The 25,206-nt window shown below is 62.6% G+C and carries 25 protein-coding genes, 2 tRNA genes and 1 pseudogene; 8 read left to right on the forward strand and 20 right to left on the reverse strand.

Annotation, left to right across the window (positions count from 1 at the left end; translation table 11 throughout):
- The 8 genes from ENJ19_11620 to ENJ19_11655 all read right to left on the reverse strand — a co-directional run.
- The coding region (locus ENJ19_11620; protein ID HHM06370.1) for a hypothetical protein at positions 1-2,586 on the reverse strand (2,586 nt) is incomplete at its 3' end.
- A gap of 391 nt (positions 2,587-2,977) precedes the next feature.
- Positions 2,978-3,054: transfer RNA gene (locus ENJ19_11625), tRNA-Glu, on the reverse strand.
- 58 nt (positions 3,055-3,112) lie between these two features.
- Positions 3,113-3,188 (reverse strand) — tRNA-Ala (locus ENJ19_11630).
- A gap of 110 nt (positions 3,189-3,298) precedes the next feature.
- Positions 3,299-5,506 (reverse strand): GTP diphosphokinase, encoded by a 2,208-nt coding sequence (gene relA / locus ENJ19_11635; GenBank protein HHM06371.1) that lies wholly within the window; start codon positions 5,504-5,506, stop codon positions 3,299-3,301.
- 48 nt (positions 5,507-5,554) lie between these two features.
- Positions 5,555-6,316 (reverse strand): hypothetical protein, encoded by a 762-nt coding sequence (locus ENJ19_11640; protein ID HHM06372.1) that lies wholly within the window; start codon positions 6,314-6,316, stop codon positions 5,555-5,557.
- Positions 6,313-8,721: an ATP-binding protein gene (locus ENJ19_11645; protein ID HHM06373.1), complete on the reverse strand. Its 2,409-nt coding sequence runs from the start codon at positions 8,719-8,721 to the stop codon at positions 6,313-6,315. The genes ENJ19_11640 and ENJ19_11645 overlap by 4 nt, the downstream gene beginning before the upstream one ends.
- 100 nt (positions 8,722-8,821) lie before the next feature.
- Complete coding sequence (locus tag ENJ19_11650) at positions 8,822-9,277, reverse strand: Rsd/AlgQ family anti-sigma factor (GenBank protein ID HHM06374.1); 456 nt, start codon at positions 9,275-9,277, stop codon at positions 8,822-8,824.
- A 77-nt stretch (positions 9,278-9,354) separates the two neighbouring features.
- A complete protein-coding gene (locus ENJ19_11655; protein HHM06375.1) occupies positions 9,355-9,738 on the reverse strand; it encodes a sel1 repeat family protein in 384 nt (127 codons plus the stop codon).
- Between the two features lie 366 nt (positions 9,739-10,104).
- On the opposite strand from ENJ19_11655, the gene ENJ19_11660 reads away from it, so the two are divergent.
- The 3 genes from ENJ19_11660 (at position 10,105) to ENJ19_11670 (ending at position 12,326) form a co-directional block, all read left to right on the forward strand.
- Positions 10,105-10,374 (forward strand): hypothetical protein, encoded by a 270-nt coding sequence (locus ENJ19_11660; protein ID HHM06376.1) that lies wholly within the window; start codon positions 10,105-10,107, stop codon positions 10,372-10,374.
- A 106-nt stretch (positions 10,375-10,480) separates the two neighbouring features.
- The gene (locus ENJ19_11665; protein HHM06377.1) at positions 10,481-11,953 is read left to right on the forward strand and encodes a hypothetical protein; all 1,473 of its coding nucleotides are present in this window, start codon (positions 10,481-10,483) and stop codon (positions 11,951-11,953) included.
- Between the two features lie 133 nt (positions 11,954-12,086).
- Entirely contained in the window at positions 12,087-12,326 is a 240-nt protein-coding gene (locus ENJ19_11670; GenBank protein ID HHM06378.1) for a hypothetical protein, read from the forward strand.
- 28 nt (positions 12,327-12,354) lie between these two features.
- Here ENJ19_11670 and ENJ19_11675 read toward each other — a convergent pair whose 3' ends face one another.
- The 9 genes from ENJ19_11675 to ENJ19_11715 all read right to left on the reverse strand — a co-directional run bounded on the left by ENJ19_11675 (position 12,355) and on the right by ENJ19_11715 (position 18,952).
- Positions 12,355-13,206, reverse strand: a complete 852-nt coding sequence (locus ENJ19_11675) for a sel1 repeat family protein (protein HHM06379.1) — start codon at positions 13,204-13,206, stop codon at positions 12,355-12,357.
- Positions 13,206-13,523 carry a hypothetical protein gene (locus ENJ19_11680; GenBank protein ID HHM06380.1) on the reverse strand — a complete coding sequence of 106 codons (318 nt, stop codon included), beginning with the start codon at positions 13,521-13,523 and terminating at the stop codon, positions 13,206-13,208. The genes ENJ19_11675 and ENJ19_11680 overlap by 1 nt, the downstream gene beginning before the upstream one ends.
- 109 nt (positions 13,524-13,632) lie before the next feature.
- Entirely contained in the window at positions 13,633-14,070 is a 438-nt protein-coding gene (locus ENJ19_11685) for a YcgN family cysteine cluster protein (protein ID HHM06381.1), read from the reverse strand.
- Complete coding sequence (gene alr, locus ENJ19_11690) at positions 14,063-15,157, reverse strand: alanine racemase (protein HHM06382.1); 1,095 nt, start codon at positions 15,155-15,157, stop codon at positions 14,063-14,065. The genes ENJ19_11685 and alr overlap by 8 nt, the downstream gene beginning before the upstream one ends.
- On the reverse strand, positions 15,154-16,551 hold the full coding sequence (gene dnaB / locus ENJ19_11695; GenBank protein ID HHM06383.1) for a replicative DNA helicase: 1,398 nt from the start codon (positions 16,549-16,551) through the stop codon (positions 15,154-15,156). Before dnaB ends, alr begins: the two co-directional genes overlap by 4 nt.
- A 226-nt stretch (positions 16,552-16,777) precedes the next feature.
- Entirely contained in the window at positions 16,778-17,236 is a 459-nt protein-coding gene (locus ENJ19_11700; protein ID HHM06384.1) for a 50S ribosomal protein L9, read from the reverse strand.
- A 42-nt stretch (positions 17,237-17,278) separates the two neighbouring features.
- The gene (locus ENJ19_11705) at positions 17,279-18,205 is read right to left on the reverse strand and encodes a DUF2232 domain-containing protein (GenBank protein HHM06385.1); all 927 of its coding nucleotides are present in this window, start codon (positions 18,203-18,205) and stop codon (positions 17,279-17,281) included.
- A gap of 87 nt (positions 18,206-18,292) precedes the next feature.
- The gene (gene rpsR, locus ENJ19_11710; GenBank protein ID HHM06386.1) at positions 18,293-18,517 is read right to left on the reverse strand and encodes a 30S ribosomal protein S18; all 225 of its coding nucleotides are present in this window, start codon (positions 18,515-18,517) and stop codon (positions 18,293-18,295) included.
- Between the two features lie 48 nt (positions 18,518-18,565).
- Positions 18,566-18,952 carry a 30S ribosomal protein S6 gene (locus ENJ19_11715; GenBank protein ID HHM06387.1) on the reverse strand — a complete coding sequence of 129 codons (387 nt, stop codon included), beginning with the start codon at positions 18,950-18,952 and terminating at the stop codon, positions 18,566-18,568.
- Between the two features lie 305 nt (positions 18,953-19,257).
- Here ENJ19_11715 and ENJ19_11720 point away from each other — a divergent pair.
- From ENJ19_11720 to ENJ19_11735, 4 genes and pseudogenes are all read left to right on the forward strand, one after another.
- Positions 19,258-19,553, forward strand: a pseudogene (locus ENJ19_11720) (BrnT family toxin).
- Entirely contained in the window at positions 19,546-19,755 is a 210-nt protein-coding gene (locus tag ENJ19_11725) for an antitoxin (GenBank protein HHM06388.1), read from the forward strand. The pseudogene ENJ19_11720 and the gene ENJ19_11725 overlap by 8 nt, the downstream one beginning before the upstream one ends.
- Before the next feature lie 90 nt (positions 19,756-19,845).
- Positions 19,846-20,502, forward strand: coding sequence for an endonuclease III (nth, locus tag ENJ19_11730; GenBank protein ID HHM06389.1), 657 nt, complete (start codon positions 19,846-19,848; stop codon positions 20,500-20,502).
- A 20-nt stretch (positions 20,503-20,522) separates the two neighbouring features.
- Positions 20,523-20,966 (forward strand): DUF1841 family protein, encoded by a 444-nt coding sequence (locus tag ENJ19_11735; protein ID HHM06390.1) that lies wholly within the window; start codon positions 20,523-20,525, stop codon positions 20,964-20,966.
- Here the strand turns inward: ENJ19_11735 and ENJ19_11740 are convergent.
- Together ENJ19_11740 and ENJ19_11745 are read right to left on the reverse strand one after the other, a co-directional pair.
- Entirely contained in the window at positions 20,957-21,490 is a 534-nt protein-coding gene (locus ENJ19_11740; GenBank protein ID HHM06391.1) for an O-acetyl-ADP-ribose deacetylase, read from the reverse strand. The two genes, ENJ19_11735 and ENJ19_11740, sit on opposite strands and share 10 nt — an antisense overlap.
- 198 nt (positions 21,491-21,688) lie before the next feature.
- Entirely contained in the window at positions 21,689-22,048 is a 360-nt protein-coding gene (locus tag ENJ19_11745; protein HHM06392.1) for a DUF1499 domain-containing protein, read from the reverse strand.
- Positions 22,049-22,375: 327 nt separating this feature from the next.
- Between ENJ19_11745 and ENJ19_11750 the strand changes: the two genes are divergently transcribed.
- Positions 22,376-23,359 (forward strand): hypothetical protein, encoded by a 984-nt coding sequence (locus tag ENJ19_11750; GenBank protein ID HHM06393.1) that lies wholly within the window; start codon positions 22,376-22,378, stop codon positions 23,357-23,359.
- An 85-nt stretch (positions 23,360-23,444) separates the two neighbouring features.
- On the opposite strand, the gene ENJ19_11755 is transcribed toward ENJ19_11750, so the two are convergent.
- Positions 23,445-24,014, reverse strand: coding sequence for a hypothetical protein (locus ENJ19_11755; protein ID HHM06394.1), 570 nt, complete (start codon positions 24,012-24,014; stop codon positions 23,445-23,447).
- Positions 24,015-25,206: the final 1,192 nt, after the last annotated feature.

The following is a 25,206-nucleotide window of genomic DNA, read 5'->3' on the forward strand; positions in this document are numbered from 1 at the left end:
GATGGTCTGCTCATGCACATTGCGCCCGCCGTTGGCGAGCACCACCTTCAACAGGTCGAAGGGACGGGTCTCCACATCCAGCGGCTCGTCGTCGAGCAGCACGCCAAACCGGCCCAGGGTGTAAATTTTCAGCGGCCACGGCCAATGCTCACTGACGTGACGGCAGTCCTGTGGCAGGTAGGTGTAGATGCGGATCAGGCGTCGCGCGTAGTCCGGTTCGATATCGTGTTCCAGCGCCAGCGCGCACAGGGTGGCGATCATCCGCGGCGGCCATACGCCGGAGGCCTTGATGTCCTTCTCCCGCGCGCGCCGAAAACCGGTTTCGAGAAATTGCAATGCCGTGTCCATCTCGTTCTGGCAATAGGCGAGATAGCTCTGCAGCATGTCCGCGACCGCCACGCCGGACAGCGAGCGCATGGGCTCGACGATGCCCCGGACCACGCCGAGATAGTGCCCGGCCTGCCGGTACTCCCCTTTTTCGACCAGCAGATAGGCCACCAGTGCGGATGCGAACCATTGCGCGAATGGCACCGCGGACTTGTCCGCCAGTTCCAGGGCGAGATCGCCGTGGGTCAGCGCAAGATCATAATTCCGGCGAAGAATCTGCAAATTGCACGAATGTAACTGGAAATAGCACTGGGCCAGGATGTCGTCATCCGCGACATCATCGAGATAGTCTTCCAGCAAGGATTCCACCCGCTCCGGGTCACGCCGGCAGGTGGCGTGATAAAGCGACTGTGACAGCGACAGGCCGCTGTAGACATCCACCCCCCTGTCACGGATGAACCGCTGATGCTCGTCGATCAACGTATCGCTCATTTTCAGTTCACCGGTGAGCCAGTCGATGGCGCATTTCAGCGCCATGATCACAGTGGCCGCCAGCGCGGTGTTATCCCGTTTTTCTTCCAGCTTGCGCAAACGCCGGTCCATCTCCCGGAGCTTTTCCATTTCTCCGATGTGCGAATAGTGGATGACCAGCTGACCGGCGCACATGGCCTTCAGCGTAGTGCCGGAAACACGCCGATAAAGCGCTTCGAGTCGGGTGATCCATTGCGGCAGATCGGGGTGGCTGGGCCTTGCCCAAAGCAGCAGGCCGGTGGCGGAAAAAACCAGGTGGCCGCGCAAATCCAGATCGAAAGGCCGGGTATGGTTTTGTTGCAACCAGGCCAGTTCGTCGATCCACCGATCCGCACCGACGAAGTGATCGTGCGCGAAGCGGTAGGCATCGGACACGCCGCACCAGCTCAGGTACAGGCCCTTGGCATCCTTTGCCTTTTTGAACCGCGCGTAGGCGCTCTCGAACAGCGTCCGGGCACGGTGGTTCTGATAGCGCAAACAGGCCATGCCCAGCCAGTAGGTCAACCAGGGCTGCTGCGCGACGTCCTCCGGCAATTGTTCGATCCACTGGACAAGCTGCTGATTGCGCCCCGTTTCAATTTGTTGCCGGGCATGTTTCAGGACCAGTGCACACAGTGCCTGCCAGTTCTGCGCGTCGATGAACAGCTTCGCCGCTTCGTCGATGCCGCCGTCATCGGCCAGCAACAGTCCCGCCTGACTTTGCAGCTGCCGATATGCCGCGTCGTCCAACTGTTCGCTGGCCTGCTGCAGCAGAAACTGGCGAAACAGCGGGTGGTATTCGTAACCGGGTTTTATGCTGCCCCGGCGAACGGTGAAGTATTGCTTGCGGGCCAGGTCCGCCAGTATCTTTCCGGCGCTGCGGTTGCCGGTCAGCCGGCGGCATATCGCCGCCGTCATGGTTGGCAGGACCGCGGTCTGGATCAGGAACGTCTGCGTGTGGGCATCGATGGCGGCGAAGATCTCGCTGGCGAAATAGTCGAACAGATATTGCCGGTCGACTTCTTCGGCCTCGAATTTCAGATCGTGGCAATGTGTTCCCTGCTCCAGCAACAACACCAGCCCGGTTACCCAGCCACGCACATGACGGTCGAGGCCCTGAATGTGTTGCGGCGTGATGTCATGCTGGGGATAGCGCTGGCGGGCAATGGCCAATTGCTCGTCGAGATTGAACTGCAAATCCTGCCAGTGGATTTCGGTGACCTTCCGGGCCACGCGCAGCCGGGCAAACACTGTGGGCATCTCGACCCGGCTGGCGACGACGATACAGCTGCCCGCCGGCACCTCCTCGCAGGCCACCGCCAGCAGCTCGCACACCTCGGCATTGGTTCCGGCATCCTGAAGATTGTCCAGCACCAGCAGCGCCGACTCGCCCAGGTGCTGAAACAGTTCACGGAAATAGTGACGGCTGAACTGCAGCAGTCCCTGCCGGTATTCCGGCGACAGCACCGGCATCTTCCTGCGGCCGCCAGCGGCCACCTGGAGCGCCTTGCCCAGGTAGTGAAAAAATGAGGCCGCGTCCCGGTCGCCGGCATCCATCCGGTACCACAGGGTCTTGCATTTTCTGGCTTCGATATAGCTGGAAATCAGCGTGGTCTTGCCCGCGCCCGCCGGCGCGTTTATCCAGATCAGCGACGTGCTGCGCGCCGCATCGAGTTGGTCGAACAGGCGCTCCCGTGCGAGTGCCGAACCCGCCGCCGGCCGGGTGAGTTTTGCCAGTTGCAACGCCATGCCCTATCGTCTTCAACGAGATTGTTGTGGTCTTTCGGCCCGTCATCGCGCCCAGATGAAACGGGCGCAAACAGGCTGGCTTTGGCCGGTGATCGTCCCGGCTCAGCAGAGGTTCTCGAGCAAAACAGGTGGTTCTACTGAAATTGAAAACTTCTCCCACGCCCCGGAACTCACTGCGGCGGAAAGGACTGTTGGCGACAGTATACCGGGCTCCCTGGCCGGAGCTGATTTCCGGCGGCACAAGGCTGCCCGCTCAGGTGCCGTCGGACACACCGTCTCGTCGATGGACTTTCTGCAAGCATGGGTCTCCTCCCACCGATTCGTGGGAGAAACCAAAAGCCCATATGAAGAAAAGGCCCCGTGCTTTCGCACGGGGCCTTTCCTTATCAGTTGGCGTCCCCAAGGGGATTCGAACCCCTGTTACCGCCGTGAAAGGGCGGTGTCCTAGGCCGGCTAGACGATGGGGACCAAAAAACGCTTGATCAAAACAAAGGGCTGGCCCGGCCAGCCCGGCAAAGCGGTGTTTTGGTGGAGCTAGGCGGGATCGAACCGCCGACCTCTTGCATGCCATGCAAGCGCTCTCCCAGCTGAGCTATAGCCCCAGTGAGCGGCGCATTTTGCTCGATACGTTTGCATGTGTCAAGTACCGTATGCCGCCATTTTCAGAGCCGTTTTCTTTAGGATTCGCGCAAATCTCAGGCCCGCGGCAACTTCAGGCCGTTTCCCTTCTCACATCCACTACGTTTGTCAATTGCCCGATTTTTGTCAAAACCCTGCTCAGCTCCGGCAAGCCGGCAATCTCCAGCGTCAAGCTCATGCGCGCCAGGTTCTCGCGCCGGTCCGACTCGGTGTGTACCGCAAGCACATTCACCTTTTCGTTGGCCAGCACCGCGCTGATGTCCCGCAACAAGCCCTGCCGGTCATAAGCCGTAATACCGATATCCACCGGATATGTGGCACCGGCACCGCCCCATTGCACTTCGATCAAGCGTTCCGGGCTGTCATTGGCATAACGCAGCGCATTGGGACAATCCCGCCGATGGATGGTCACCCCGCGCCCCCGGGTGATGTAACCCACCACGTCGTCCCCCGCCACGGGTTTGCAGCAGCGGGCCAGATGGGTGAGCAGATTTCCCACGCCAAGAATTTCCACGTCATTGGCAGCCCGGCCGGACCTGTCCCGGCCGGTGGCAGGCCTGGGGGTGATCGGTTCCGGCGCGGCGGGCGGCCCCTGCAACACGCCGATGGCCTGGGAGGTTTTAATGTCGCCCCGCCCCAGCGCCGCAAACAAGTCCGCACTGCTGCCAAAATGCAGCCCCTTCGCCAGCGCCTCGTAGTTCACCGCTGCGAGCCCCAGGCGATGGAGCTCTTTTTCCAGACCCGCCCGCCCGGCCGCCACGTTGGCCTCGAAATCCTGCTGCTTGAACCAGCTTTGCACCTTGGAGCGGGCCCGGGAGGTCTTGAGATAACCCAGGTGGGGATTCAACCAGTCCCGGCTGGGATGACCCCGCCTCGCAGTCAGGATTTCCACCCGCTGGCCGGTGCTGAGAGACTGGGTCAGGGGCACCATGGCACCGTTGATTTTGGCGCCCCGGCAGCGGTGCCCCAGCTCGGTATGGATGTGATAGGCGAAATCCAAAGCCGTCGCGCCCCGGGGCAAATCGATGATATCGCCCCGGGGCGTGAAGACGTACACCCGCTCCTCGAACAAATCTGCTTGCAGATCATCGCCCAGGCCGCCGCTGGCAGCCAGATCATCCTTCCAGTCCAGAAGCTGCCGCAACAGGCTGATCTTGCGGTCAAAACCCGGATCCGCGGCAGCCCCTTCCTTGTAGCGCCAGTGCGCCGCCACGCCCAGTTCGCAATCCTCATGCATGGCGCGGGTGCGTATCTGCACTTCCACGGTCTTGCCTTGCGGCCCCAGCACCGCAGTGTGGATGGATTGGTAGTTGTTTTCCTTAGGGGTGGCGATGTAATCGTCAAACTCCCCCGGCAGGTATTGCCACAGACCGTGGACCACACCCAGGGCGGCATAACAATCAGGCACTTCCCCGACCAGGATGCGTACGGCCCGAACGTCATAAATCTGATGATAATCCAGCCCCTTACGGAGCATTTTTCGCCAAATACTGTAAATATGCTTGGGCCGCCCAGAGACTTCCGCCGCGATGCCCGCGGCGGCCAGTTTCTGAGACAACAAGTCCATGAACCGCGCGATGTAGTTCTCCCGGTCCACCCGCCGCTCCGCCACCATGGCGGCAATGTGCTTGTAGGTGCGCGGATGGAGGTGGCGAAAGGCCAGGTCCTCCAGTTCCCATTTGATTTGCCAGATGCCCAGACGATTGGCCAACGGCGCGTAGATATTGAGGGTTTCCTCGGCGATGCGTTGTTGTTGCGCCGCCGTCAGCGCCGCCAGGGTGCGCATATTGTGCAGCCTGTCGGCCAGCTTGATGAGCACCACCCGCACGTCCTCCACCATCGCCAACAGCATTTTGCGCAGAGATTCAGTTTGGCCGCGCGCCCTTCTGGCAGGGTCGCTGGAATCCGGGGTGGGTTGGATGACGGTCATCTTGGTGACCCCGTCCACCAGGCCGGCGATAACCGGGCCGAAGAGGCTTTCGATGTCCGCCAGTGACAGGGCCGTGTCTTCCACCACATCGTGCAACAACGCAGCGGAGAGGGTCTCGTAATCCAGGCCGAGGCCGTTCAGAATGTGGGCGACCGCGAGGCTGTGTTGAAAGTAGGGATCGCCATTGGCGCGAAACTGGCCGGCGTGGGCCCCCCGGGCCAGCTCGCAGGCACGCCGTATCACCGCCATTTCAGCGGGGGGCCGCTGCGGCTCCAAGGCGGCGAGCCAGCGACCGGCATCGAGCGGATCTTTGCTGGTGGCGCCCGTTTGTTGATCGGCGACACTAACCATGATGACTATGGGCCATGATGACAAAAGGTGGCGGCACTTGCGGGAGTCTCAGTGAATCAACAGCACGCTGCCCGCACAGGCGAGCAGGCGCCTGAGCCGGGCGGAATCCACCCCCTCCCCTGGCGCCACCAGCAAGGGACCGCGGGAACAAGGCAAACGTTCCACCGGCGCCACCGTCACGGCCACTTCCTCCAGGATTGTGTGCTCCGCCGGCGCCAGACCGGTGGTATAGACGGTCAACGGCAGGCGCCACGCCTGCGCCAGCCGCGCCGCCGCCTGCAAGGCCCGCCATCCCGGACCACCGGGGCCGTGCAGCAAGGCCAAGGCGCGGGGTGGCTCCCTCCAGCCGCCCCACATCACCCCCGCGCAAGCCGAGGCGCTCAGGGTGGTTTGCAAGGCGGTCCACGACCGCGAGCCGGCGGCACCGCGCTCCAGCGCCAACACATCGCCCGCCCCGCCGGCGCCGGGGACTTCCCGCTGCCACGGGCCGCGCACGATCCGCAAATCAGCGCTGATGTCCCAGCGACGGCCGGCGCGGAGCAAAGACTGCGCCGCCTGGCGGGCCCGGAGCCGCAGCAGGCGCTCCACCCTGGGCACATCCAGGGCCAGGAAGGCGGCACTGGCCATCGCCACCTCCCGGGCAAACGGCAGACCCGCCACCTGCAACAGATCGGTGTCCTCCACCAGCAGGCCGTCAAGGCGCGCCTGAAAGGCGGCGGCGACATCGGCCGCGGCGTCCAACTGGCCATCGCCGCGCGACACGGAAGCCATTACGCACACCACCCGCTTGACGGACAACGGCCCGCTCATGGGCTGTCCTTGTCTTTGTCGTGATGCTCGCCATAGCTGTGGCGCAGTTCCGCCCAAGTTTTCAGCCGCGCGAACACCCGCCCGTTGATGCTGTCGGCGGGGTAGAGGCCCTGCCCACCGCGCGCGCCGGCCGCCATGCCGGTCAACAGCTCGATGCCTTGGTCGACCGTCTCCACCGCATAAACGTGGAACCGGCCCTCGGCAACGGCATCCACCACATCCCGGCGCAGCATGAGGTGAGGAACATTGGCAGCGGGAATCAACACGCCCTGCTCACCGCTGAGGCCGCGCTCGCGGCACACATCGAAGAAGCCTTCTATCTTGTCATTCACACCGCCGATGGCCTGAACCTGGCCGCGCTGGTTGACCGAACCGGTCACCGCCAACGACTGGCGCACGGGCACGCCGGCGAGAGCGGAAAGCAGGGCGTATAGTTCGGCGGAGGAGGCACTGTCGCCCTCCACGTAGTGATAGGACTGCTCGAACACCAAACTGGCCGACAAGGCCAGGGGGATGTCCTGGGCATACCGGCCACCGATGAAACCGGCCAGAATCAGGACGCCCTTGGAATGGAAGGCCCCACCCAGTTCCACCTCCCGCTCGATATCCACCACTTCGCCCTCGCCAAGACGAACGCGGGCGGTAATTCGGTGGGGGATACCGAAACTGAAACCGCCCAACTCCATGACGGACAGGCCGTTGACCTGACCCACAATCTCGCCTGCGGTGTCCAGCAACAGCGATCCCCGCCGGATGTCTTCCTGGATGCGCTGGCGGACACGGTCCGCGCGCCGTGTCTGGGCAGCCACCGCCCGTTCCACATGGGCCTCACCACAGGCCGGGGCGCCGGCCTTGGCGGCCTGGTAATCGGCCTCGCGGAGCAGGTCGCCCACGGCCCGCAGGTGGGTGGACAGTTTTTCGCTGTCATCCTGCCAACGGCTGCTGTATTCGATGACCCGTGCGACCGCCTGCCGGTCCAGGGGACGCAGGCCGTCCCGACGGGCCATGGTGGCCAGCATCCGGGCGTATTGCCGGACGCCCTCCGGAGTGGCGTCCAGGCTGTCTTCAAAATCCGCCGCCACTTTGAACAGCTCGGCGAATTCCGGATCGTATTCGCTGAGCAGATAATAGAGGTGGCGTTCCCCCACCAACACCACCTTGACATCCAGGGGAATGGGCTCGGGCTCCAGGGAAACGGTGCTGATCAGCCCCACCAGCCGTTCCGTGGATTCCAGCCGCAGCTCGCGGCTGCGCAGCGCCCGTTTCAGGCCTTCCCAGGCGAAAGGCTGGGTGAGCAGTTTGTGAGCATCCACAATGAGGCAACCGCCGTTGGCACGATGCAGGGCGCCGGAGCGAATCAGGGTGAAATCGGTCACCAGGGTGCCCATCATGGCCAGATGCTCCAGGCGCCCGAGCAGATTCTGGTAGCTGGGATTGTCCTCGTACACCACCACGCCGCCCTGGGCCCCGCTGCGGTCCACCAGCACGTTGACGCTGTAGCGGCGCTCAAGCTGCTCCCAGCCGTCGGCCACGGCCCTGCCGCCACCCCCGCCCTCCGCCTGGCGGAAATCATCCACGTGCTCCACCACGTCTTCTTGCAGCGCTTCAAAATGGGCCACGACGGCGGGATAGTCAGCGTACTGCTGGCGCAAGGCATTGATTTGGGCCCCGGCAGCGGCCATGGCCATCTCCCGGTTGAGAGCTTTGATCTGATCCCGGTAGTCCTTGCGCCAGCGCGGCAGCTGGCGGATGACGGCGCGCAAGCGCTCTTCCAGGGCGGCAATGTGCCCGGTAATGCGCTGCTGCTGTTCCTTGGGAAGATGCTCAAATTCTTCCGCGCTCAGCACCTCTCCCTGCGGGGCCGGCGCGAAGGCAAAACCGGACGGGGTGCGTATCAGTTCTATGCCTTGTTCACGGGCCGCCCGGCCCACCTCTTCCATGGCCTGCTCCTGGCGGTCTTTGAGCGCCTGCTCAATCTCCTGCACCCGGGCGCGGTACTCGTCGCTGTCAAACACCGCTGGCACCGCGGCTTTGAGTTCTTCCACCAGGCGGCCGATGTCCTCGCGCAGAGCACGGCCCGTGCCGGCCGGCAGCGCAATGGCGCGGGGCCGCTGCGGGTCCTCAAAGTTGTTGAGGTAGCACCAGTCACCGGGGGTGGGCTTTTTCGCGGCCCGCTCGGCCAGGAGGGAGAGGACCATGGTATGACGCCCCCTGCCGGGGGGGCCGAGAACAAAAACGTTGTAGCCTGGATGTGCCATTTCGGCGCCAAAACGCAAGGCCTCCTCGGCCCGGTCCTGACCCAGAAACACATCGAGGTCGGGCACCTCGGCAGTGGTGACAAAAGAGAACTGCGCAGGATCGCAGCGCCGGCGGAGTTGCTCAGGCGGCAGTGCAGTGAGGCCCATTCTCCCTCCCAGCGCGAAGAATGGTGGAAAACCACCGCTTGTGATGAATAGTGCTCACCGGCCGGCGGACCAGCCGCACGGGGCGGCTTCAGGCTGGATCTTAAGCGCCCCGACCCACAAATACGGCGATAAGGCGGTCTTCCAGCTCAATGAGATCGGCAAGCTTCTCCCCCAGCAAAGAAAGATCCCGGTCGAGGTTCCCCAGGCTGTCGCAGTGATCCTCACAATCGTACTGGTCATTGAAGTCAAGAATAGTCTGGGTGATACCCAGAATCTGGGGATAGATGTCGTTGGCCACTTTGAGCACCGCCTGACGCCTTTCCCGTTTCTCGGAAAAATGGCGGTAAATCTGAAAATGAGCGTGGGCGGTGTAATCCACCAGGGCCTGGCAGAACTGCTGGAGCAGGGGGGCGACGACGCCGGGCTTGGCATAGGGCCGCTGGCCCACCAGCCGGTTGTACAGTGTGAGCACCTCGGTGCGGGAGCCCAGCAGCTTGTTGACTATGGCGACGGAACGGACACGCCGATCATCGGCGGGACGACTTTCTTGCAGCATGCCTTTGAACCTCCATTTCGTGCTCCAACGGTATCACAGTCTTGCACTCCCGGAAAACCGGCAAGGCACCGCGGCGATTATTCCTGATACTTCATGAGCGCCCGGGACCAGTAGGCGGCACGCTTTGGGTCGCGCGGCAGGCCGAACCACCCCTCTTGATAACCCACCACCAGGAATTCCATGGCGTTGACAGAGCCGGCATAGGCGGCACGATGATAGAGGCGCACTGCTTCCGGCTCATTGCGGGGCACGCCAAGTCCACCATGATACATGAGGGCCAGATTGAACTGAGCCTGGGCATCGCCGCGATCGGCAAGATGAGTGAAGAGTATGCCTGCCGTTTCGTAGTCGCCGCTCGCAGCCGCTTCATAAGCGCTGGCGTAAGGATCAGCGCCGGCGCCGGCTGCCACGCTCAACAAGACAATCCCTGAGAACGCACCGAGTATTGATCTGCAGACCATGATGACCTCCTTATGGCGGGACAATCCCCAACGGGACGGCTGTCACATGGCTGAAGATTCTATGTATCGCGTCGCGGGCAAACTGTGAACTCAGTCACAGTTCCCAATGTCAGGACAGGTGGTAAGTGAGCGGCAAGCGCCACCTGAGAAGGTGAGTCATAACCGCAAAGTCATCGGGCTTTTTTGTAGACCGGACGAGCCCGGCCGGCACGCGATATTTCCGCTCACCCCTGATGTGTGTTGACGCTTTGCATGCACCAGGGCCATGGCGTGCAAAAAAACTTCAACGGTCTACACTTAAGCAGGAGTGGTCTCAATATTGCCTGAGGCCTGCCAGCGCCCCCCGAAGATTTAAGGATGAAGCACATGACCCAGAACACCAAACCGGAGCCTGCTGTGGGCGATTGGTTCATAACCCGCCGCGGCGAGGTACTGGAAGTCATCGCCATCAATGACGAGGCCGGCACCATAGAAGTCCAGTACTACGACGGGCAGGTGCGCGAATACGACCTGGAAAGCTGGCACATGCTAAGCTTCATGCCGGTTTCACCTCTGGATGGCGGCTTTCTTCCCCCACAGGACAAGCATGGACACACCCGCCGCGCAATCCCCTGCTCTGCCGGGGCAAAGGCTTAAGCCGCTTGTTCCGCAGGCATGCCGCCGCCACCTATCCCGATCATTCCTTGCTGCCATAAAGAAAGCGTCCTGGCCGGCCGCCCTCCTGGTGGCGCTCAGCGCTTGCGTGAGCGCACCACCGGCACCGCCGCCAGGGGCCTCCCTGGAAAGCACCTGCCGCCATCTCTATCTTGAACTTGATCGCGCCGTCGACAGCGCCGGGGTGAGGGACGCCCAGGCGGCACGCATCGAGGGGTTTCCCTACCTGCGGGTCAACCGTTTTCTTGCCTCATTTCGCGGCGAACTGCACCAGCGGGACGCGTTTTTCGCCTGGCTTGAGCAGCTGCGCAAGACCGGCCGGGAGGCGCGGCGGGTGGAAGTGGCCAATCTGCCAAAGCCTGAACGGCTGCGCCTCAAAGCACTGGCGCCCCCCGCCGCGACGCTGGATGAAGCGCTGTCGCAGTGCGCCGTCCATTTGCAGCGCGTCGATTTCACCACCCCCGAAGCGCGCTCTGGCCTGCTTGACCAGGCCAAAGTGGCGGACGCCTACCAGGCTTACAAACGCTGGCTGGGAATCTATCCGGTGACGGCGCTGGCCGTAAGGCTGGGGATCAGCCGCTGGCACGAGCGGGTGAGAAAACAATATGCCCACCCGCTCCCTTACTCCGGCCCGGTCACACGCTACGCGCCCCGGCTTTTGCCTGCGGCTGCGCCGGTGACCACACCGGACCCGCCCCATGCCCGACACCCCGCGCAGCCTCTGGGCACGGCGGATTGGGACGATGAGGCGCTGAACCGGCTCCTGGCGCGCCACGCACCGCTTATCGAGGTGCAGACGGCCAGCGACGCCGATCACATCGGCGCGCCCCGCTGGCAGGCCGATGGCACGCTGCGTATCGATATCAACGATCCCAGCGTTTACACCCTCACCAGCCATACCCGCTTCGAAGGCACCACCCTGCTTCAGCTGGTGTATGTGTTCTGGTTCCCGGAGCGACCCCGGGAATCCTGGGCGGACATTCTCGCCGGTCCCCTCGATGGCATCGTCTGGCGCGTCACCCTGGACACGGACGGAACGCCCCTGTTGTACGACGCCATCCACCCTTGCGGTTGTTATCACATGTTTTTCCCCTCCCCGCGCCTGACCGCCAGAACGGAACAAAACAAGCTCTACCAGGAACCCCCCCTGATCCCCGCCCCCGCGCCCGTTTTGAAACCCGGGCAGCGTATCGCGCTGACACTGAACACCGGCCATCATCAGATCGTGGGCATTTCCGCCACCGCTCCGACGCCGTCCTCAAAACCCTACGTCTTGCGGGACTACCATCAGCTCCGTTCCCTGGCTCTGCCCGGCGGCGGCCGCCGCAGCATGTTCGACCCTCACGGCTTGGTCCCCGGCAGTGAGCGGGGCGAACGTTGGATTTTGTGGCCCATGGGCATACGCAGCCCCGGCGCCATGCGGCAATGGGGACAGCAAGCCACCGCCTTTATCGGCCGGCGCCATTTCGACGATCCCTTTTTGATCGGGCGCTATTTCTCTGCCACCGATTCCCGGTCTGCCCCCCACGCAGCTCAAGAAGCCCACCCGGACGCCGACTAACTTCAGGGAAGGGACGCCTGCCGCCCCGTTATCGCTGCACGCCGCTTGTGCGCGGCAGGGCACCCTCGCCAGGACGGTTTCTTTTCAGTCCGCCAGGCCCGGTGAAGCCTGGTGCCGCGTTGAGGGAGGCATCATGAACATCGACGATTTTCGTGAGAACCTGGAACACGTCCACGACCGGGAATTGTTTCGCTGGGTGCAGCGCTGCGTCTGCCAGACCATGAGCCCCGGCCAGGGCGCCAGCGAGGAATCCCACACCATGCTCGACCTGGTCTACAGCGAATGCGCCCGCCGAGGCAAAGAACGGCTCTATGACAAAGCCTACGAAACCGTCTGCCGCGAACCGGGGGTGTGCAAAGTGTTTATGGCTTGACGGGGCTGGCCAGACCGGGTTTGACGAATCATTTTTCCGGTGGTTTTTTGAAATGGTCCATCCACCAGTCGTTGGCCAGACGGCTGGCTTCGTCAATTTCCTCAGGCTTCATCTTCATCCGTAGCGCAAAGCGGGGATCGGCGGGCGAGCTGCTTTGCTCTTCGCTCTGCCACACTCCGGCAATGGTGTACCATTTGTAGGCCTGCACGTAGTCCCGCTTCACTCCCCGGCCTGCGGCGTAGAGCCGCGCCAGATTGCGCTGCGCCAGTTCGTGGCGCCCCTCGGCAGCGGCGCGATACCAGCGAAATGCCTCTTTGATGTCACTGGCCGTGCCTTCGCCATTTTCGTACATCCGGCCGAGGTTGGCCTGGGCGTAGACGTTGCCCTGTTCGGCGGCCTTGCGAAACCACCTCAGCGCAGCAGTCAGATCGCGCGCCGCACCCTGGCCGTTGAGATACATCCCGGCGAGATTGGTCTGCGCCACCGGATGCCCCTGCCTGGCGGCGGCCTTGAACCAGCGGACGGCCTGGCCGGGGTCAGCGTCCACACCCATCCCGTCGCGGTACATATAGCCCAACAGCGTTTGCGCCGCGGCGTCGTTGGCCCCGCCGGCCTGTTTCAACCAGAACAAGGCTTGCTCATAGTCTTTGGGGACCCCCTGGCCCAGCGCCAGGGCCACGCCCAAATCAGACTGGGCTTTGATGTCCCCGGCTTGCGCCCGCTTCATGAGCGCGACGATATCATCCCCATCGCGCCCTCCCCCTTCAGCGGGGGACTGGGCCCAAACCGGCGGCACACAAACACAACAAGTCAAAACGAAAGCAAGAGCTGATTTCAACACCACCGCGCCATCCAGTATTTTTCTTTCTGTTGCCGACATTACTCGTAACTGGGAGATGATTCTTCCGCCGGCCACTCGCTGAAACCGCGCTCCCAGTCCTGCTCCAGCTCCCCGCCGGCGCCATCGCCATCGCCGTACACCGCAAAACTCAGCGGGTCGGACCAGTCCTTGGGCGGCTCAATATCTTCCACGACCATGGCATACCATTGTTCCAGTTCCATCGCTTCCACCTCGCCATGGAAATGCTGCAATTCCACGAAACCGTCAAAAGCATCCATGGCCACCACCTGGAATTCCGCGTCATCGTCCAGGCGGCGATACCAGTTTCCAACTACCGGGTCCTGTGTTGAGTCCATGAGCACCTCCCGGCCACGCCTCCCGCATGGGGTCATGTGCCATAGTTTGGCGCCCCCTCCCCCACCAGTGCAAGCGGTCGGTGGCCGCATCCCCGCCGGCGCCGCCCCGTCACTCCTCATCCAACAGGCATGCCATCCATTCCCCGGGGTGCACATACTCCTCTGATATCACCCGCCCGGCCACCGACACGCCGGCGGCCCTGACACTGTCCGGCCGCCCGCTCCGCAGAGGATGCCAGACGGGCAGCTCCTCTCCCCGGGCCCGGCGAAAATACGCACATGTACTGGGCAGGCCCTCGGCCTCATCAATGGCCGCCGGACTCAGCGCCACGCAGTCCGGCACCCGCTCCCGGCGGTGGGCGTAGTCACGGCACCTGGCTGTGGTCACATCCAAGAGCCTGCACGCCACCCGGGTACAGACCTGCTCACCGCTGTCTTCGTCCGTCAGCTTGTGCAGGCAACAGCGGCCACAGCCGTCACACAGCGCCTCCCATTCCGCCGGCGTCAAGGCCGCCAGGGGCTTGCGCCAAAACGGGAGCTCACTCATCGCCTGCCCGGGTCCGATACCGCCGCGCCACCCGGCCGGTCACTTTGCAGAGCAACTCGTAGGGGATGGTGCCGGCGGCACGGGCAATGGTTTCAACGGGCAAATGTCTGCCCCACAGTTCCACCGCATCACCCACGCGGGCTGCGCTGTTCCTGCCCAGATCCACACACAGGGTGTCCATGGACACCCGCCCCACCCGCGGCACCAGGGCGCCATTGACGTACACCGGGGTACCGCTGGGGGTGTGGCGGGGATAACCGTCTCCGTAGCCGGCGGCGACGATCCCCATCACGGTGTCCTCCGGACAGACCCAGTCGCCGCCATAACCCACGGCCGCACCCCGGGGCAGGGGTTTGATCGCGACCAGGCGCGAAGTGAAGCACATCGCTGCCCGCAAACCCAGATCCCCCCCCGAGCTGTCTTCAAAGGGCGAGACGCCATAGAGCATCAGCCCCGGCCGCTGCCAGTCGGCATGGCTGGCCGGCCAGGCCAGCAGCGCGGCGGAATTGGCGATGCTGCGCGGCCCCGGGGCGTCGGCGATGACCGCGTGGAAGACAGCCAGTTGCTGCGCCGTACGGGGATCGGTGCGCAGGTCCGCATTGGCAAAATGACTCATCCAGCCGGGCGGCGAGATCACGTTGGAACAGGCCGCCAGACGGCGCCAGGCTGCCGCGGCCACCGCCACGGAAAACCCCAGGCGATGCATGCCGGTGTCCACTTTGAGCCACACTTTGAGCGGCGCCGACAACCGGGCCGCCTGCAGGGCAGCAATTTGGTGCTCGCTGTGCACCACCAGGGACAGGCGGTGCCGGTCGGCCCCGGCCAGGGCGGCCTGATCCAGCACCCCGGCCAACAACACGATGTCCTTTTTTATGCCGCCCTGCCGCAGGGCCACGCCTTCGTCCAGGCAGGCAACACCGAAGGCATCCGCCCCCCCCAGCGCCCGGGCAACGGCCACGAGACCGTGACCGTACGCGTCGGCTTTGATGATGGCAAGGATTTTCCCGCCGGGCGCGGCGGCACGGGCAACACCGAGATTATGCCGCAACGCATCAACGTCGATGACCGCCTCTGCGGTCCGGCTCATGCATAATCCTCGTCGGCGTAAATGTCCCGGGAATAGTTTTCAAAGCGGGTGTACTGGCCCAGAAAGGTGAGGCGCACGGTGCCAATGGGACCGTTTCTCTGCTTGCCGATGATGATCTCCGCCGTACCCTTGTCGTCGCTGTCTTCGTTGTAGACTTCGTCGCGGTAGATGAACACGATAACATCAGCATCCTGCTCAATCGCGCCGGATTCACGCAAATCAGACATCACCGGCCGTTTGTTCGGGCGCTGTTCCAGGCTGCGGTTAAGCTGGGACAGGGCCACCACCGGCACGTTCAGCTCCTTGGCCAGCGCCTTGAGCGAACGCGAGATTTCAGAGATTTCCGTGGCCCGGTTTTCGCGCCCGCCAGGCACTTTCATGAGTTGGAGATAGTCGATCACGATCAGGCCCACATCGTGCTCACGTTTGAGCCGCCGGGCCCGGGCCCGCAGCTCGGTGGGCGACAGCGCCGGGGTGTCGTCGATAAAGAACGGCGTTTCCGCCAGAATACCCACCGCAGAGGTCAGGCGGGGCCAGTCGTCGTCGTCCAGCTTGCCGGTGCGCAGGCGGTGCTGATCTATACGCCCCAGGGATGACATCATGCGCAGCGCCAGCTGCTCGCCAGGCATCTCCATGCTGAACACCGCCACCGCCAGCTTGCTTTTGATGGCGGCATGTTCGGCGATATTCATGGCAAAGGTTGTTTTGCCCATGGAGGGCCGGCCGGCGACGATGACCATGTCCCCCGGCTGCAAGCCGGACGTCATGTCATCGAAATCCGAAAAGCCGGTGGGCACGCCGGTGATGGGGTCGTCCTGCTGAAACAGGGTGTCGATACGGTCCACCACAGTGACCAGCAAGTCTTTCATGGGGATGAAGTTGCGCCGGCCGCGGGCGCCCCTCTCGGCGATTTCGAACACCAGTTGTTCGGCAAAATCCAAAAGCTCGGCGGTGCTGCGGCCCTCGCGCTCGTAGACCGCGTCACACACCTGGGTGCCCACGTGAATCAGCTGGCGGGAGACGGAATGATCACGGACGATCTGGGCGTAGGCTTTGATGTTCGCCGCCGTGGGGGTGTTCTGGACCAGGTCGCCCAGATAGGCCAGGCCGCCAATGCGTTCCAGTTCGCCCAAACTCTCCAAATGTTCGGACAAGGTCACCGCGTCAAAAGGTGTGCCCTGGTCGGCGAGGCGGGAGATGGCACCGAAGAGCAAACGGTGATTGCGGTGATAAAAATCATCCTCAGTCACCATGTCCGCCACCTGATCCCAGGTGGTATTGTCCAGCATCAGGCCGCCCAAGAGTGCGCGTTCGGCGTCCAGGGAGTGAGGCGGCACTTTGATGGCGTGCGTGACGGGATCCACGGTGGGAGGCGATTGTGCCAGTTCCTGCATAACGTTATACGTCGATCGCTGACAAGAGGCCTATTTTACGTCACCTGGCCACCACGCGGCGCAGCGCAAGGCCCGCAGGACAGGGGCGGCTCGCCCGCTCACCCAGTGCCCCGGCACCCTGGCCGCTGGCGGCTCGTCCGGAGGAGGCGCCTCCCTGGGCCGGGAGAACCGCAGGCCGCCGGACACCCTGCACCTGCCGCCGGACTCCACATCAGTGGCACAGACCTCAGGCGGAGTCTTCCTCAGCCTCCACGCTGACGGTAATCGCAGCGTTGACGTCCGGATGCAGGCGCACCGTCACTTCGTACTCGCCCACCTGCCGGAATGGCCCCTCCGGAAGCTGCACTTCCCTGCGCTCGACCTGGTGGCCCGCCGCCACCGCCGCCGCGGCGATGTCGGTGGTGCCGATGGAACCGAAAAGCTTGCCTTCACCGCCGGATTTTGCAGTGATCACCAGACGCAGACCCTCCAGCGCATCGGCCCGGGCCTGCGCCGCCCCCAGGGCCTCGGCTTCCGCCTTTTCCAACGCGGCGCGCCGGGCTTCAAACTCCGCCACATTCTCGGCGGTGGCGATGGCCGCTTTACCTTGGGGCAGCAGATAATTTCGGGCATAACCGTTCCTGACAGTCACCCGGTCACCCAGCTTGCCCAGGTTCTGCACTTTTTCTAGCAAGATCACATCCATCTTACCGACCTCTGTTTATTCGTTGAAAAAACAATCTTGAAACTATGAGTGGGTATCTTCCGGCGACCCCCGCTTGGACAGGCGGGCCCGAATATCCACCCAGGAATCCACAAAACCCACCACTGCCACCAGCAGCAGCAACTGCGGCAAAATGACCAGGGTAAGCACATAGAAGGCCACCAGCCATCCCACATGAGCGCCTTTAAGGGCAATCACGCTGTGCACCAGGGCATATCCGTGCAGCACATACAGGGAAAGCAGAACCACAGCGATGTTGGCGGCCATCCCCCCGAACTTCCCCCCCGCCACCACTGCCAAGGCGATGGCAGCAATGAACGCAAGGGCGAAGGAACGTTCCAGGCGCAAGGCGCGGAACTCGGTGCGAAAGCCGCCGGGATTGTAGAGCAAGGCCTGCCACCAGCGCCCCAGAAAAAGGCTGGTCACCAGTCCCAGCATCACACCGGCCACCAATGCCCCGGTCATATAGGGAACGACAGCCGAAAACACCTGCAACAAGACGTCCTGTGAGGCCGCCCCGCCCTCACCGGCCGCCTGGGCCAGGGCCTCCAGGCGGTCCTGCCACCAGACATCCACATTGTCCAGCCGAAAATACACCACCACCACCGCCAAAACACCCAACACCGCCGCCGCGTTGATGGTCTTGGGCAAAGACACGGTGGCCCGCAGGACATTGGCCAGGGCCCACACGGGCACCCAGGCCACGAACACAAACACCACCGTGACCCAGGGATTGACCGGGGTGAACAGGGCAAAAAGCAAAAACGCCAGTGCCGATCCGATCACGATGAACAAACCGTCCATCGCCCCCCTGCGCAGGGTCACCAAAGCAATCACCGCCGCACTGAGATAACTCACAATGGGTACTACCAGGGACAACACCGCACCCAACACGCTGATGGCCATGGCGTGCACGCGGCCGCGCATGATATAGGCGACGAATGAGCGCATGATTTCTCTGAAACCCCCCGAAAGCGGTGGATGGCGGCAGGCAAGCCCCCGCGGCCGGAATGCCCTGCCCCGGGTTAATGCCCGATATCAGTGAGAATCGCAATACGGCAGCAGTGCCAGATACCGGGCGCGCTTGACCGCAGTGGCCAGTTGCCGCTGGTAGCGGGCGCGCGTGCCGGTGATACGGCTGGGAACAATCTTGCCGGTTTCGGTAATGTAGTTCTTCAGGGTTTGAAGATCTTTGTAATCAATCTCTTTCACGCCTTCGGCGGTGAAACGGCAGAATTTTCTGCGACGGAAGAAACGAGACATTGGTGAACTCCGCAAAGTTTGAAAGGAATGGGTTTTGAGCGCGAATGCTTATTCTGCGGCAGGCGCGGCCTTTTCGGCGGCGGGCGCGCGTTCCTTGGGTGCCGGCTTGCCGTCTTCCTTCGGCTTGGCAAGGGGGGAAGGTTCGGTCACTGCCTCGTCGCGGCGCATAACCAGATTGCGGATCACGGCATCATTGAAGCGAAAGGCAGTGGTCAGTTCATCGACAGCGGCCTGCTCACATTCGATATTCATCAACACATAGTGTGCTTTGTGCACCTTGTTGATGGGATAGGCCAGCTGGCGCCGACCCCAGTCCTCCAGGCGGTGAATAGTGCCACCGCTGCCGGTGATGGCGGCTGTGTAGCGTTCGATCATCGCCGGAACCTGCTCGCTCTGGTCAGGGTGGACCAGAAAAACGATCTCATAATGTCGCATAGTGTCGAAACTCCCTACGGATTGGCAGCCTCCCGCGCAAAAGCGGTGAAGCAAGGAGAATAAAAGCGGCCAATTCTAACTTCAACGGGGAATGTTTGGCAACAGCACTGCTAAAGGGAAAACGCTTCCAGGACCCGCCGGGTATCATAACCGCCCTGTCACACCGGGGCGGCGCTGTCGCGAACGCCAGCTTTCACCCGCTCCGGCTGCCCGGCCACAATGAATCCAACAGGGGTTATGTGTCAGAAAAATAGAGAGTTGCCGGCCCCTTGCTTGTAACTACAACATAATTATAATATATGGCCATGGATGGGCTCAATTTCGAATGGGATAGCCGAAAGGATGCGGCAAACCGGAAGAAGCATGGCGTTTCTTTCGACGAAGCAAGGACGGCATTTTTTGATAAAAATGCCCGTTTTATAGCCGACCCGGACCACTCAGATGAAGAGGACCGTTTCGTTCTCCTAGGGTCTGAGTTCTCGGTTACCTACTGGTTGTCTGTCATTGCTACCGAGAGGAACCGGAAACCATTCGTATGATTTCAGCCCGTAAAGCAGACCGCTCCGAGCGACGTGAGTATGAGGGCTTCAGAAATGCGTGATCATTACGATTTTTCAAAATCGAAAAAGACCCCCTATGCAAAGAAGCTGAAGAAGCAGATCACTATCAGGCTTGACGAAGATACAATTTCATATTTCAAAACCTTGGCTGAGCAAAAGGGTATTCCGTATCAAAGTCTCATCAATTTATATCTGCGAGATTGTGCAGAACGTGCACGTGACTTGAAGATTAAATGGGCGTAACACATAACAAACGCACCGAATTCGCGCCCTTTCAGGGCGCCGGACCTCGCTTACGCTCGGCCGTTCATGCGCAACGATGAATCCCGCCCCATGAACGCCGCCAAACGCCGCCAGATATTCGAACGCCTCCGGGCCGCCAACCCCCATCCCACCACCGAGCTGCATTACCGCACGCCATTTGAATTGCTGATCGCGGTAATGCTTTCCGCCCAGGCGACGGACAAAGGCGTCAACAAGGCCACGAAAACCCTGTTCCAGGTGGCGGCCACGCCAGAGAAAATCCTGGGGCTGGGTGAGGCGGGCCTGAAAGCCCACATCAAAACCATAGGCCTTTTCAACAGCAAGGCCGCCAACATCATGAAAACCTGCAAAATCCTGGTGGAACAGCACGGCAGCCGGGTGCCCGACCAACGCGCCGCCCTGGAAGCGCTGCCGGGCGTGGGGCGAAAAACCGCCAATGTGATTTTGAACACAGCCTTTGGCCAGCCTACCATCGCGGTGGACACCCACATTTTCCGCCTCGCCAACCGCACCCGGCTGGCCCAGGGCAAAACCCCACTGGCAGTGGAGCAAAAACTGCTGGGGGGAGTGCCGGAGGAATTCAGACGCAACGCCCATCACTGGCTGATTCTGCACGGCCGCTACGTGTGCACCGCCCGCCGGCCCCGCTGCGGGGCATGTATAATCCGGGATCTTTGCGAATTTCGTGACAAAACGCCACCGGCCGCTCAAGCCGCAGGCCGATGATTTTCACCAGCGAGCACAACATGCTATTCACCCGAGACCGCCGCAAAATCCGTGAGTTTTATGCCGAGGCCTGGAAGAAGCGCCTGAGCCGGGCGCCCTTGGAACCCATGGAAGAACTCATCACCGACATCATCGCCCAACACCCCGAATATCACGGCATCCTGGAAGCGGGGGAAACCCACCTGGACAAAGACTATCTGCCGGAAATGGGTGAGAGCAATCCCTTTTTACACATGAGCCTGCACGTCGCCATCCAGGAACAACTGTCCACCAACCGCCCCAAGGCATTGCGGCAGATTCATCACCAGCTGGCCGCGCAGCTGGGCGATACCCACGAAGCGGAGCACCTGATCGCCGAATGCCTGGCGGAGATGATCTGGGCCGGACAGCGCAGCGGCCGCCCCTTCAACGAAAAGCAGTACGTCAAACAATTGCGCAAATTGCTGCATGCCACTCAGGGCTGAGCGATGCCGTCCGCGGCCATTGCGCGGCGATAGGCCTCACACACCGTCTCACCGAAACACACGAAGTACACCTTCTGCAAACGGCGGTTGCGCGCCATACCCGCCCGCACCGCCGCCACGGCAATGGCGGCCGCCTGTTCGGGAGGGTAGCCGTAAACGCCACAACTGATGGCCGGGAAAGCAAGGGTCTTGATGCCCCGCTCCGCCGCCAGGGCCAGGCACTCACGATAGCAAGACGCCAGTAATTCGGCCTCCCCGTGGCTGCCGCCCCGCCACACCGGCCCGACGGTGTGAATCACATAGGCCGCCGGCAGCCGATAGCCGCGGGTGATTTTGGCCCGGCCGGTCTGGCAGCCGCCCAGAGTGCGGCATTCCGCCAGCAGCGCGGGACCGGCGGCGCGGTGAATGGCACCGTCCACACCACCACCGCCCAGCAGGGACTCGTTGGCGGCGTTGACAATGGCCTCCACCGGCAAGGTGGTGATGTCACCCCGAATGAGTTGGATGCGCTCATCTGTCACCAGCTCGCCCCCCGCTTTTCAAAACCACAGAAAATGCGCCGCCGGTGCGCCTGCCTCTTGCAACGACAAACATAAGGGAAGGCCGTCCTGAGGCCGACTTGCGCCGTGCCCGCCGGAGGCGGATGCAGATGCAGCGGAAGCGGCTGGGCGCAACGGGCACGCCCTTTGAACACAGCCGTCAGAACTGCCTGGATGCCACAGCTACTTCAAAGCCTCGAAACGCTGCCGTATTGCTTCCACCCGCTTTCGGTTCACACCAAAATCGGAATAACCCGTACGCGACGCGGAGCGTACGTGGATTAACTTGTTCTCGTCGTCGAACTCAAACTCCACATCGTCCACGAAACGGAACATCAAAGACGTCGCCGTGACATGGATGTAGTCCCCGCGCGCTTCCACAATCTTAACGCGCGGCAGGGCCTGCACAGCCTGAAGCAGACGGGACCGGGCCTGCGCCCTGTCGCCCTCATAATGCAAAGGCGCTACAGCGTGTTCCTCCGATGCGGCCAGCGAAGAGACACAATTGGGGGAATCGGGGCAGGGTTTCAAATTACTCGCCATAACACCCTCACACAAAAAAAGCGCCAATGCGGCAAGGAACAATGTTTTGACAATCTCGTTCACTACGCAACTGTTCGGCTTGTTTTGTCAACCGGCAATTCAAGACTGCCGGCTAAACAGTATAGTGCCCCAAACCAGGGCTGCCGGTGCCCCTTATGCGTGATCATACCCAGCCACACCGGGCTTCCCCGAAAGAGCGCCGCCACTCAAGGCATCAAAGCAATGCCTCCAGGCACCGCCAGCCCGCCGGCGACAGCGCCCCTCTCAAGCCGCGAGCTGCCGTACCGATAACCGATTTTGTCAGCGTCCGATTGGATTTTATTGCTCATGCCCGCACCTGCTTCCCACTCTGTCCGTTCACAGGCTGTAGCGCTGTGTCTGCTGACGCTTCCCGCCAGCGCACTGGCGGAGTTCACTCTCAACTGGACACCCCTGACCAGCGGCCCGTCCGACGGCGGTGGCACATCCTATTTCAACTGCAACCGGCCCGACTCCGGAGCCGGGGTCAATTGCACCAGTCACGACGGCGGCGCCACCAACGGCACCGTGGACCCGGACAAAACGCCCTTTCTCCAGGAGGTCGTCACCGACGTGGACGGCAAGCGCTATTTTCACGTGATCGTAGGCCTGCCGCCGGGACCGGGCGAAGACGGCTTTGCCCACGAGACTTTCATTCAGGTGCAAGACGGCACCACCGCCTGCGGCAACACTTATTGCCCCTACGCGGGCGGCAGCTACAACGCCTTCAGCGGCAGCGGCGATGCGCCCCTGAGCGCCGATCTCACCCTCACCGGCAACGGCACGGCCGACCCCACCAAAGTCATCACCCGCCAGGTGATCGTCGACTCGGCCATGGGCCTGACCCAGGAATTCATCAAATCGTCCTTCACCGCAAAACCGAAAATCACCCAGAGCGTGGTGTCCAGTGACCTCAGCACCTCATTCACCCTGGACATGAGCAACAGCGGCTACAGCGATCTCAGCACCCCCGGCACCATGACCAACACCCTCACCTTCACCGACCCCGCCATCCCCGGCGGTTTCGACGCTGCCACCATCCCTTCCTCCGGCATCCAGATCACCGGCGGCCGCTACACCTACACCGGGCCGGGACAGTGGGACAGCAGCGGCTTCACCCCCGGCAGCTACAGTTATTGGGACAACGGCGGCTTCGATACCAGCACGGCACAGTGGAGCAGCTTCCGCGACGATGCCCAAAACCCCCTGAGCTACACCAGCGGCGGCACCCAGACCCGCAACGAGGCCGGCAACACTTGCAAGACCACCAGCGCCGGCTCCGGTGGCTGCTGAGTCCGCGCCTTCCGGCTTGCGTTCCAAGGCGCCGGCCACCGGCGCACTGCGGCCGCCCCCTGGAGTCAGGCCAGCCTGCCCTTGTTCACTGCCGCCGCTTTCTGCGCCGATAGTGCTTCATCCCAAAACCCGCACCGCAAAGCGCCAGCAGCAGGGCCGTGGGAGGTTCCGGAACGGTGAAGGAGGCCTCTTTGATGGTAAGGCTCAGCCCCGTGAAACTGGTACTTGCAAAATCGAAAGGACTGAGGGCGAAACCTTCAGTAAGGTCGGTTGCGGTGTAGCCGGGCATCAACAGCGCCGTGCCCGCACCCACCGCTTCAAAAGTCAAGGTGGCAAGCAGGGTATCGTCACCCACCACCGGCAAGGGAAAAGCAAGGCCGGCAAGGCCGTCGCCGTCAAAACCGAAGGCGGGAATCCACGCACTGCCAATGAGGGGACTGCCTGTGGCAGTCAACAGGCCGGAGGCGTTGTCCAGATCCAGGCCCCAACCCAGCACGGGTTCCGTAAGGGGAATGTCGGCAACGATATCCACCGTGAGCAAGTCCCCAACGGTGATGTCTGTGGTGGAAGGCGTCAGCGAAACCACCACAGCGCCGGCTGGCAAGGGCAGGTACGCTGTCAGGCCCAACAAGATTGCTTTCATGGTCTTCGTCATTGTTTTTCTCCTTATCCGCCTTGTGCGTTCAGAAAATAGCCGTACCAGGTCTGGTAGTCGACAAGGGTAATGCAGCCGTCACCGTCATAGTCCGCATCACCGTTATAGGCCGCAGCCCCGGCACACTGGCCGAAAGTGGCCTGAAACAGCGCGAAGTCGTCGCTGTCCACATCGCAGTCCCCGTCCAGATCACCGGCCACCCCGCCGCCACACACGCCCGCTGTTGCCGCCACGGTGAAAGTGACCTCCGCGCTGTCACTGGCCATGGGCTCGCCATCGTCAGAGACTTGGAACCTTACCGACACCACAGCGGCCGCAGCCGGCGTCCAGCTAAAGGTGGCGGTGCCGTCGCCGTGGTCTGTCAGGCTGGCGCCGGCGGGCAGACCACTGGCAGCAAAGACCAGGGCATCGCCATCGGCATCACTGGCGCTGAGGGGAAGGACCAGGTTCTCGCCCGGTGCCAGGGTTTGGTCGCCCAGGGGTGCCAGCACCGGCGGGCGGTTGACATCACCCACGGTCACGGTGATGGATTCCTCGTCAGTGGCCACCGGCTGACCGTTGTCGCTGACGGTGAACACGAGCGGGAAGTTGCCCGCCTGGCTGTAATCCGGTATCCAGCTGAAGAGCGCCGTACCGTCACCCTTGTCCACGAAATCCGCCCCCGGCGGCAAACCGGAAACATCGAAGCTGAGACCATCACCGTCAGGGTCACTGGCCATGAGGCGAATGCTCAGCAATGCCCCCTCCTCCACCGTCCGGTCACCAACCGCCTCCAGCACCGGCGGCCGGTTGACGTTACCCACGGTAACGGTGAATTGCTCGCTGTCGCTGGCCATGGGCTCGCCGTTGTCGGTGACGCTGATGATGGGCTGGAAGTTGCCCGCCTGGGTGAAGCCCGGGGTCCAGCTGAACAGCGCGGTGCCGTCACCGTTGTCCACCAGGGTGGCGCCGGTGGGCGCGTTGGCCAGGGCAAAGCTCAAGGCATCGCCGTCCGGATCGGTGGCCGCAACCGGGAAGCTCAGGGTCTCGCCCTCGTTCACCGTGCGTGCGCCGATGGGCGCCAGCACCGGCGGCCGGTTGACGTCGCCCACCGTGAGGGTGACCTGCTCGCTGTCGCTGGCCATGGGCACGCCACTGTCGGTGACGCTGATGATGGGCTGGAAGTTGCCCGCCTGGGTGAAGCCCGGGGTCC

The organism is Gammaproteobacteria bacterium (assembly GCA_011375345.1).
Lineage (GTDB): Bacteria > Pseudomonadota > Gammaproteobacteria > DRLM01 > DRLM01 > DRLM01.

Coding starts and splice junctions, on each gene's coding strand:
- relA (HHM06371.1), bottom strand. CDS start 5,506: ATGGTTAGTGTCGCCGATCAACAAACGGGCGCCACCAGCAAAGATCCG.
- ENJ19_11640 (HHM06372.1), bottom strand. CDS start 6,316: ATGAGCGGGCCGTTGTCCGTCAAGCGGGTGGTGTGCGTAATGGCTTCC.
- ENJ19_11645 (HHM06373.1), bottom strand. CDS start 8,721: ATGGGCCTCACTGCACTGCCGCCTGAGCAACTCCGCCGGCGCTGCGAT.
- ENJ19_11650 (HHM06374.1), bottom strand. CDS start 9,277: ATGCTGCAAGAAAGTCGTCCCGCCGATGATCGGCGTGTCCGTTCCGTC.
- ENJ19_11655 (HHM06375.1), bottom strand. CDS start 9,738: ATGGTCTGCAGATCAATACTCGGTGCGTTCTCAGGGATTGTCTTGTTG.
- ENJ19_11660 (HHM06376.1), top strand. CDS start 10,105: ATGACCCAGAACACCAAACCGGAGCCTGCTGTGGGCGATTGGTTCATA.
- ENJ19_11670 (HHM06378.1), top strand. CDS start 12,087: ATGAACATCGACGATTTTCGTGAGAACCTGGAACACGTCCACGACCGG.
- ENJ19_11675 (HHM06379.1), bottom strand. CDS start 13,206: ATGTCGGCAACAGAAAGAAAAATACTGGATGGCGCGGTGGTGTTGAAA.
- ENJ19_11680 (HHM06380.1), bottom strand. CDS start 13,523: ATGGACTCAACACAGGACCCGGTAGTTGGAAACTGGTATCGCCGCCTG.
- ENJ19_11685 (HHM06381.1), bottom strand. CDS start 14,070: ATGAGTGAGCTCCCGTTTTGGCGCAAGCCCCTGGCGGCCTTGACGCCG.
- alr (HHM06382.1), bottom strand. CDS start 15,157: ATGAGCCGGACCGCAGAGGCGGTCATCGACGTTGATGCGTTGCGGCAT.
- dnaB (HHM06383.1), bottom strand. CDS start 16,551: ATGCAGGAACTGGCACAATCGCCTCCCACCGTGGATCCCGTCACGCAC.
- ENJ19_11700 (HHM06384.1), bottom strand. CDS start 17,236: ATGGATGTGATCTTGCTAGAAAAAGTGCAGAACCTGGGCAAGCTGGGT.
- ENJ19_11705 (HHM06385.1), bottom strand. CDS start 18,205: ATGCGCTCATTCGTCGCCTATATCATGCGCGGCCGCGTGCACGCCATG.
- rpsR (HHM06386.1), bottom strand. CDS start 18,517: ATGTCTCGTTTCTTCCGTCGCAGAAAATTCTGCCGTTTCACCGCCGAA.
- ENJ19_11715 (HHM06387.1), bottom strand. CDS start 18,952: ATGCGACATTATGAGATCGTTTTTCTGGTCCACCCTGACCAGAGCGAG.
- ENJ19_11725 (HHM06388.1), top strand. CDS start 19,546: ATGCGTGATCATTACGATTTTTCAAAATCGAAAAAGACCCCCTATGCA.
- nth (HHM06389.1), top strand. CDS start 19,846: ATGAACGCCGCCAAACGCCGCCAGATATTCGAACGCCTCCGGGCCGCC.
- ENJ19_11735 (HHM06390.1), top strand. CDS start 20,523: ATGCTATTCACCCGAGACCGCCGCAAAATCCGTGAGTTTTATGCCGAG.
- ENJ19_11745 (HHM06392.1), bottom strand. CDS start 22,048: ATGGCGAGTAATTTGAAACCCTGCCCCGATTCCCCCAATTGTGTCTCT.
- ENJ19_11750 (HHM06393.1), top strand. CDS start 22,376: ATGCCCGCACCTGCTTCCCACTCTGTCCGTTCACAGGCTGTAGCGCTG.
- ENJ19_11755 (HHM06394.1), bottom strand. CDS start 24,014: ATGACGAAGACCATGAAAGCAATCTTGTTGGGCCTGACAGCGTACCTG.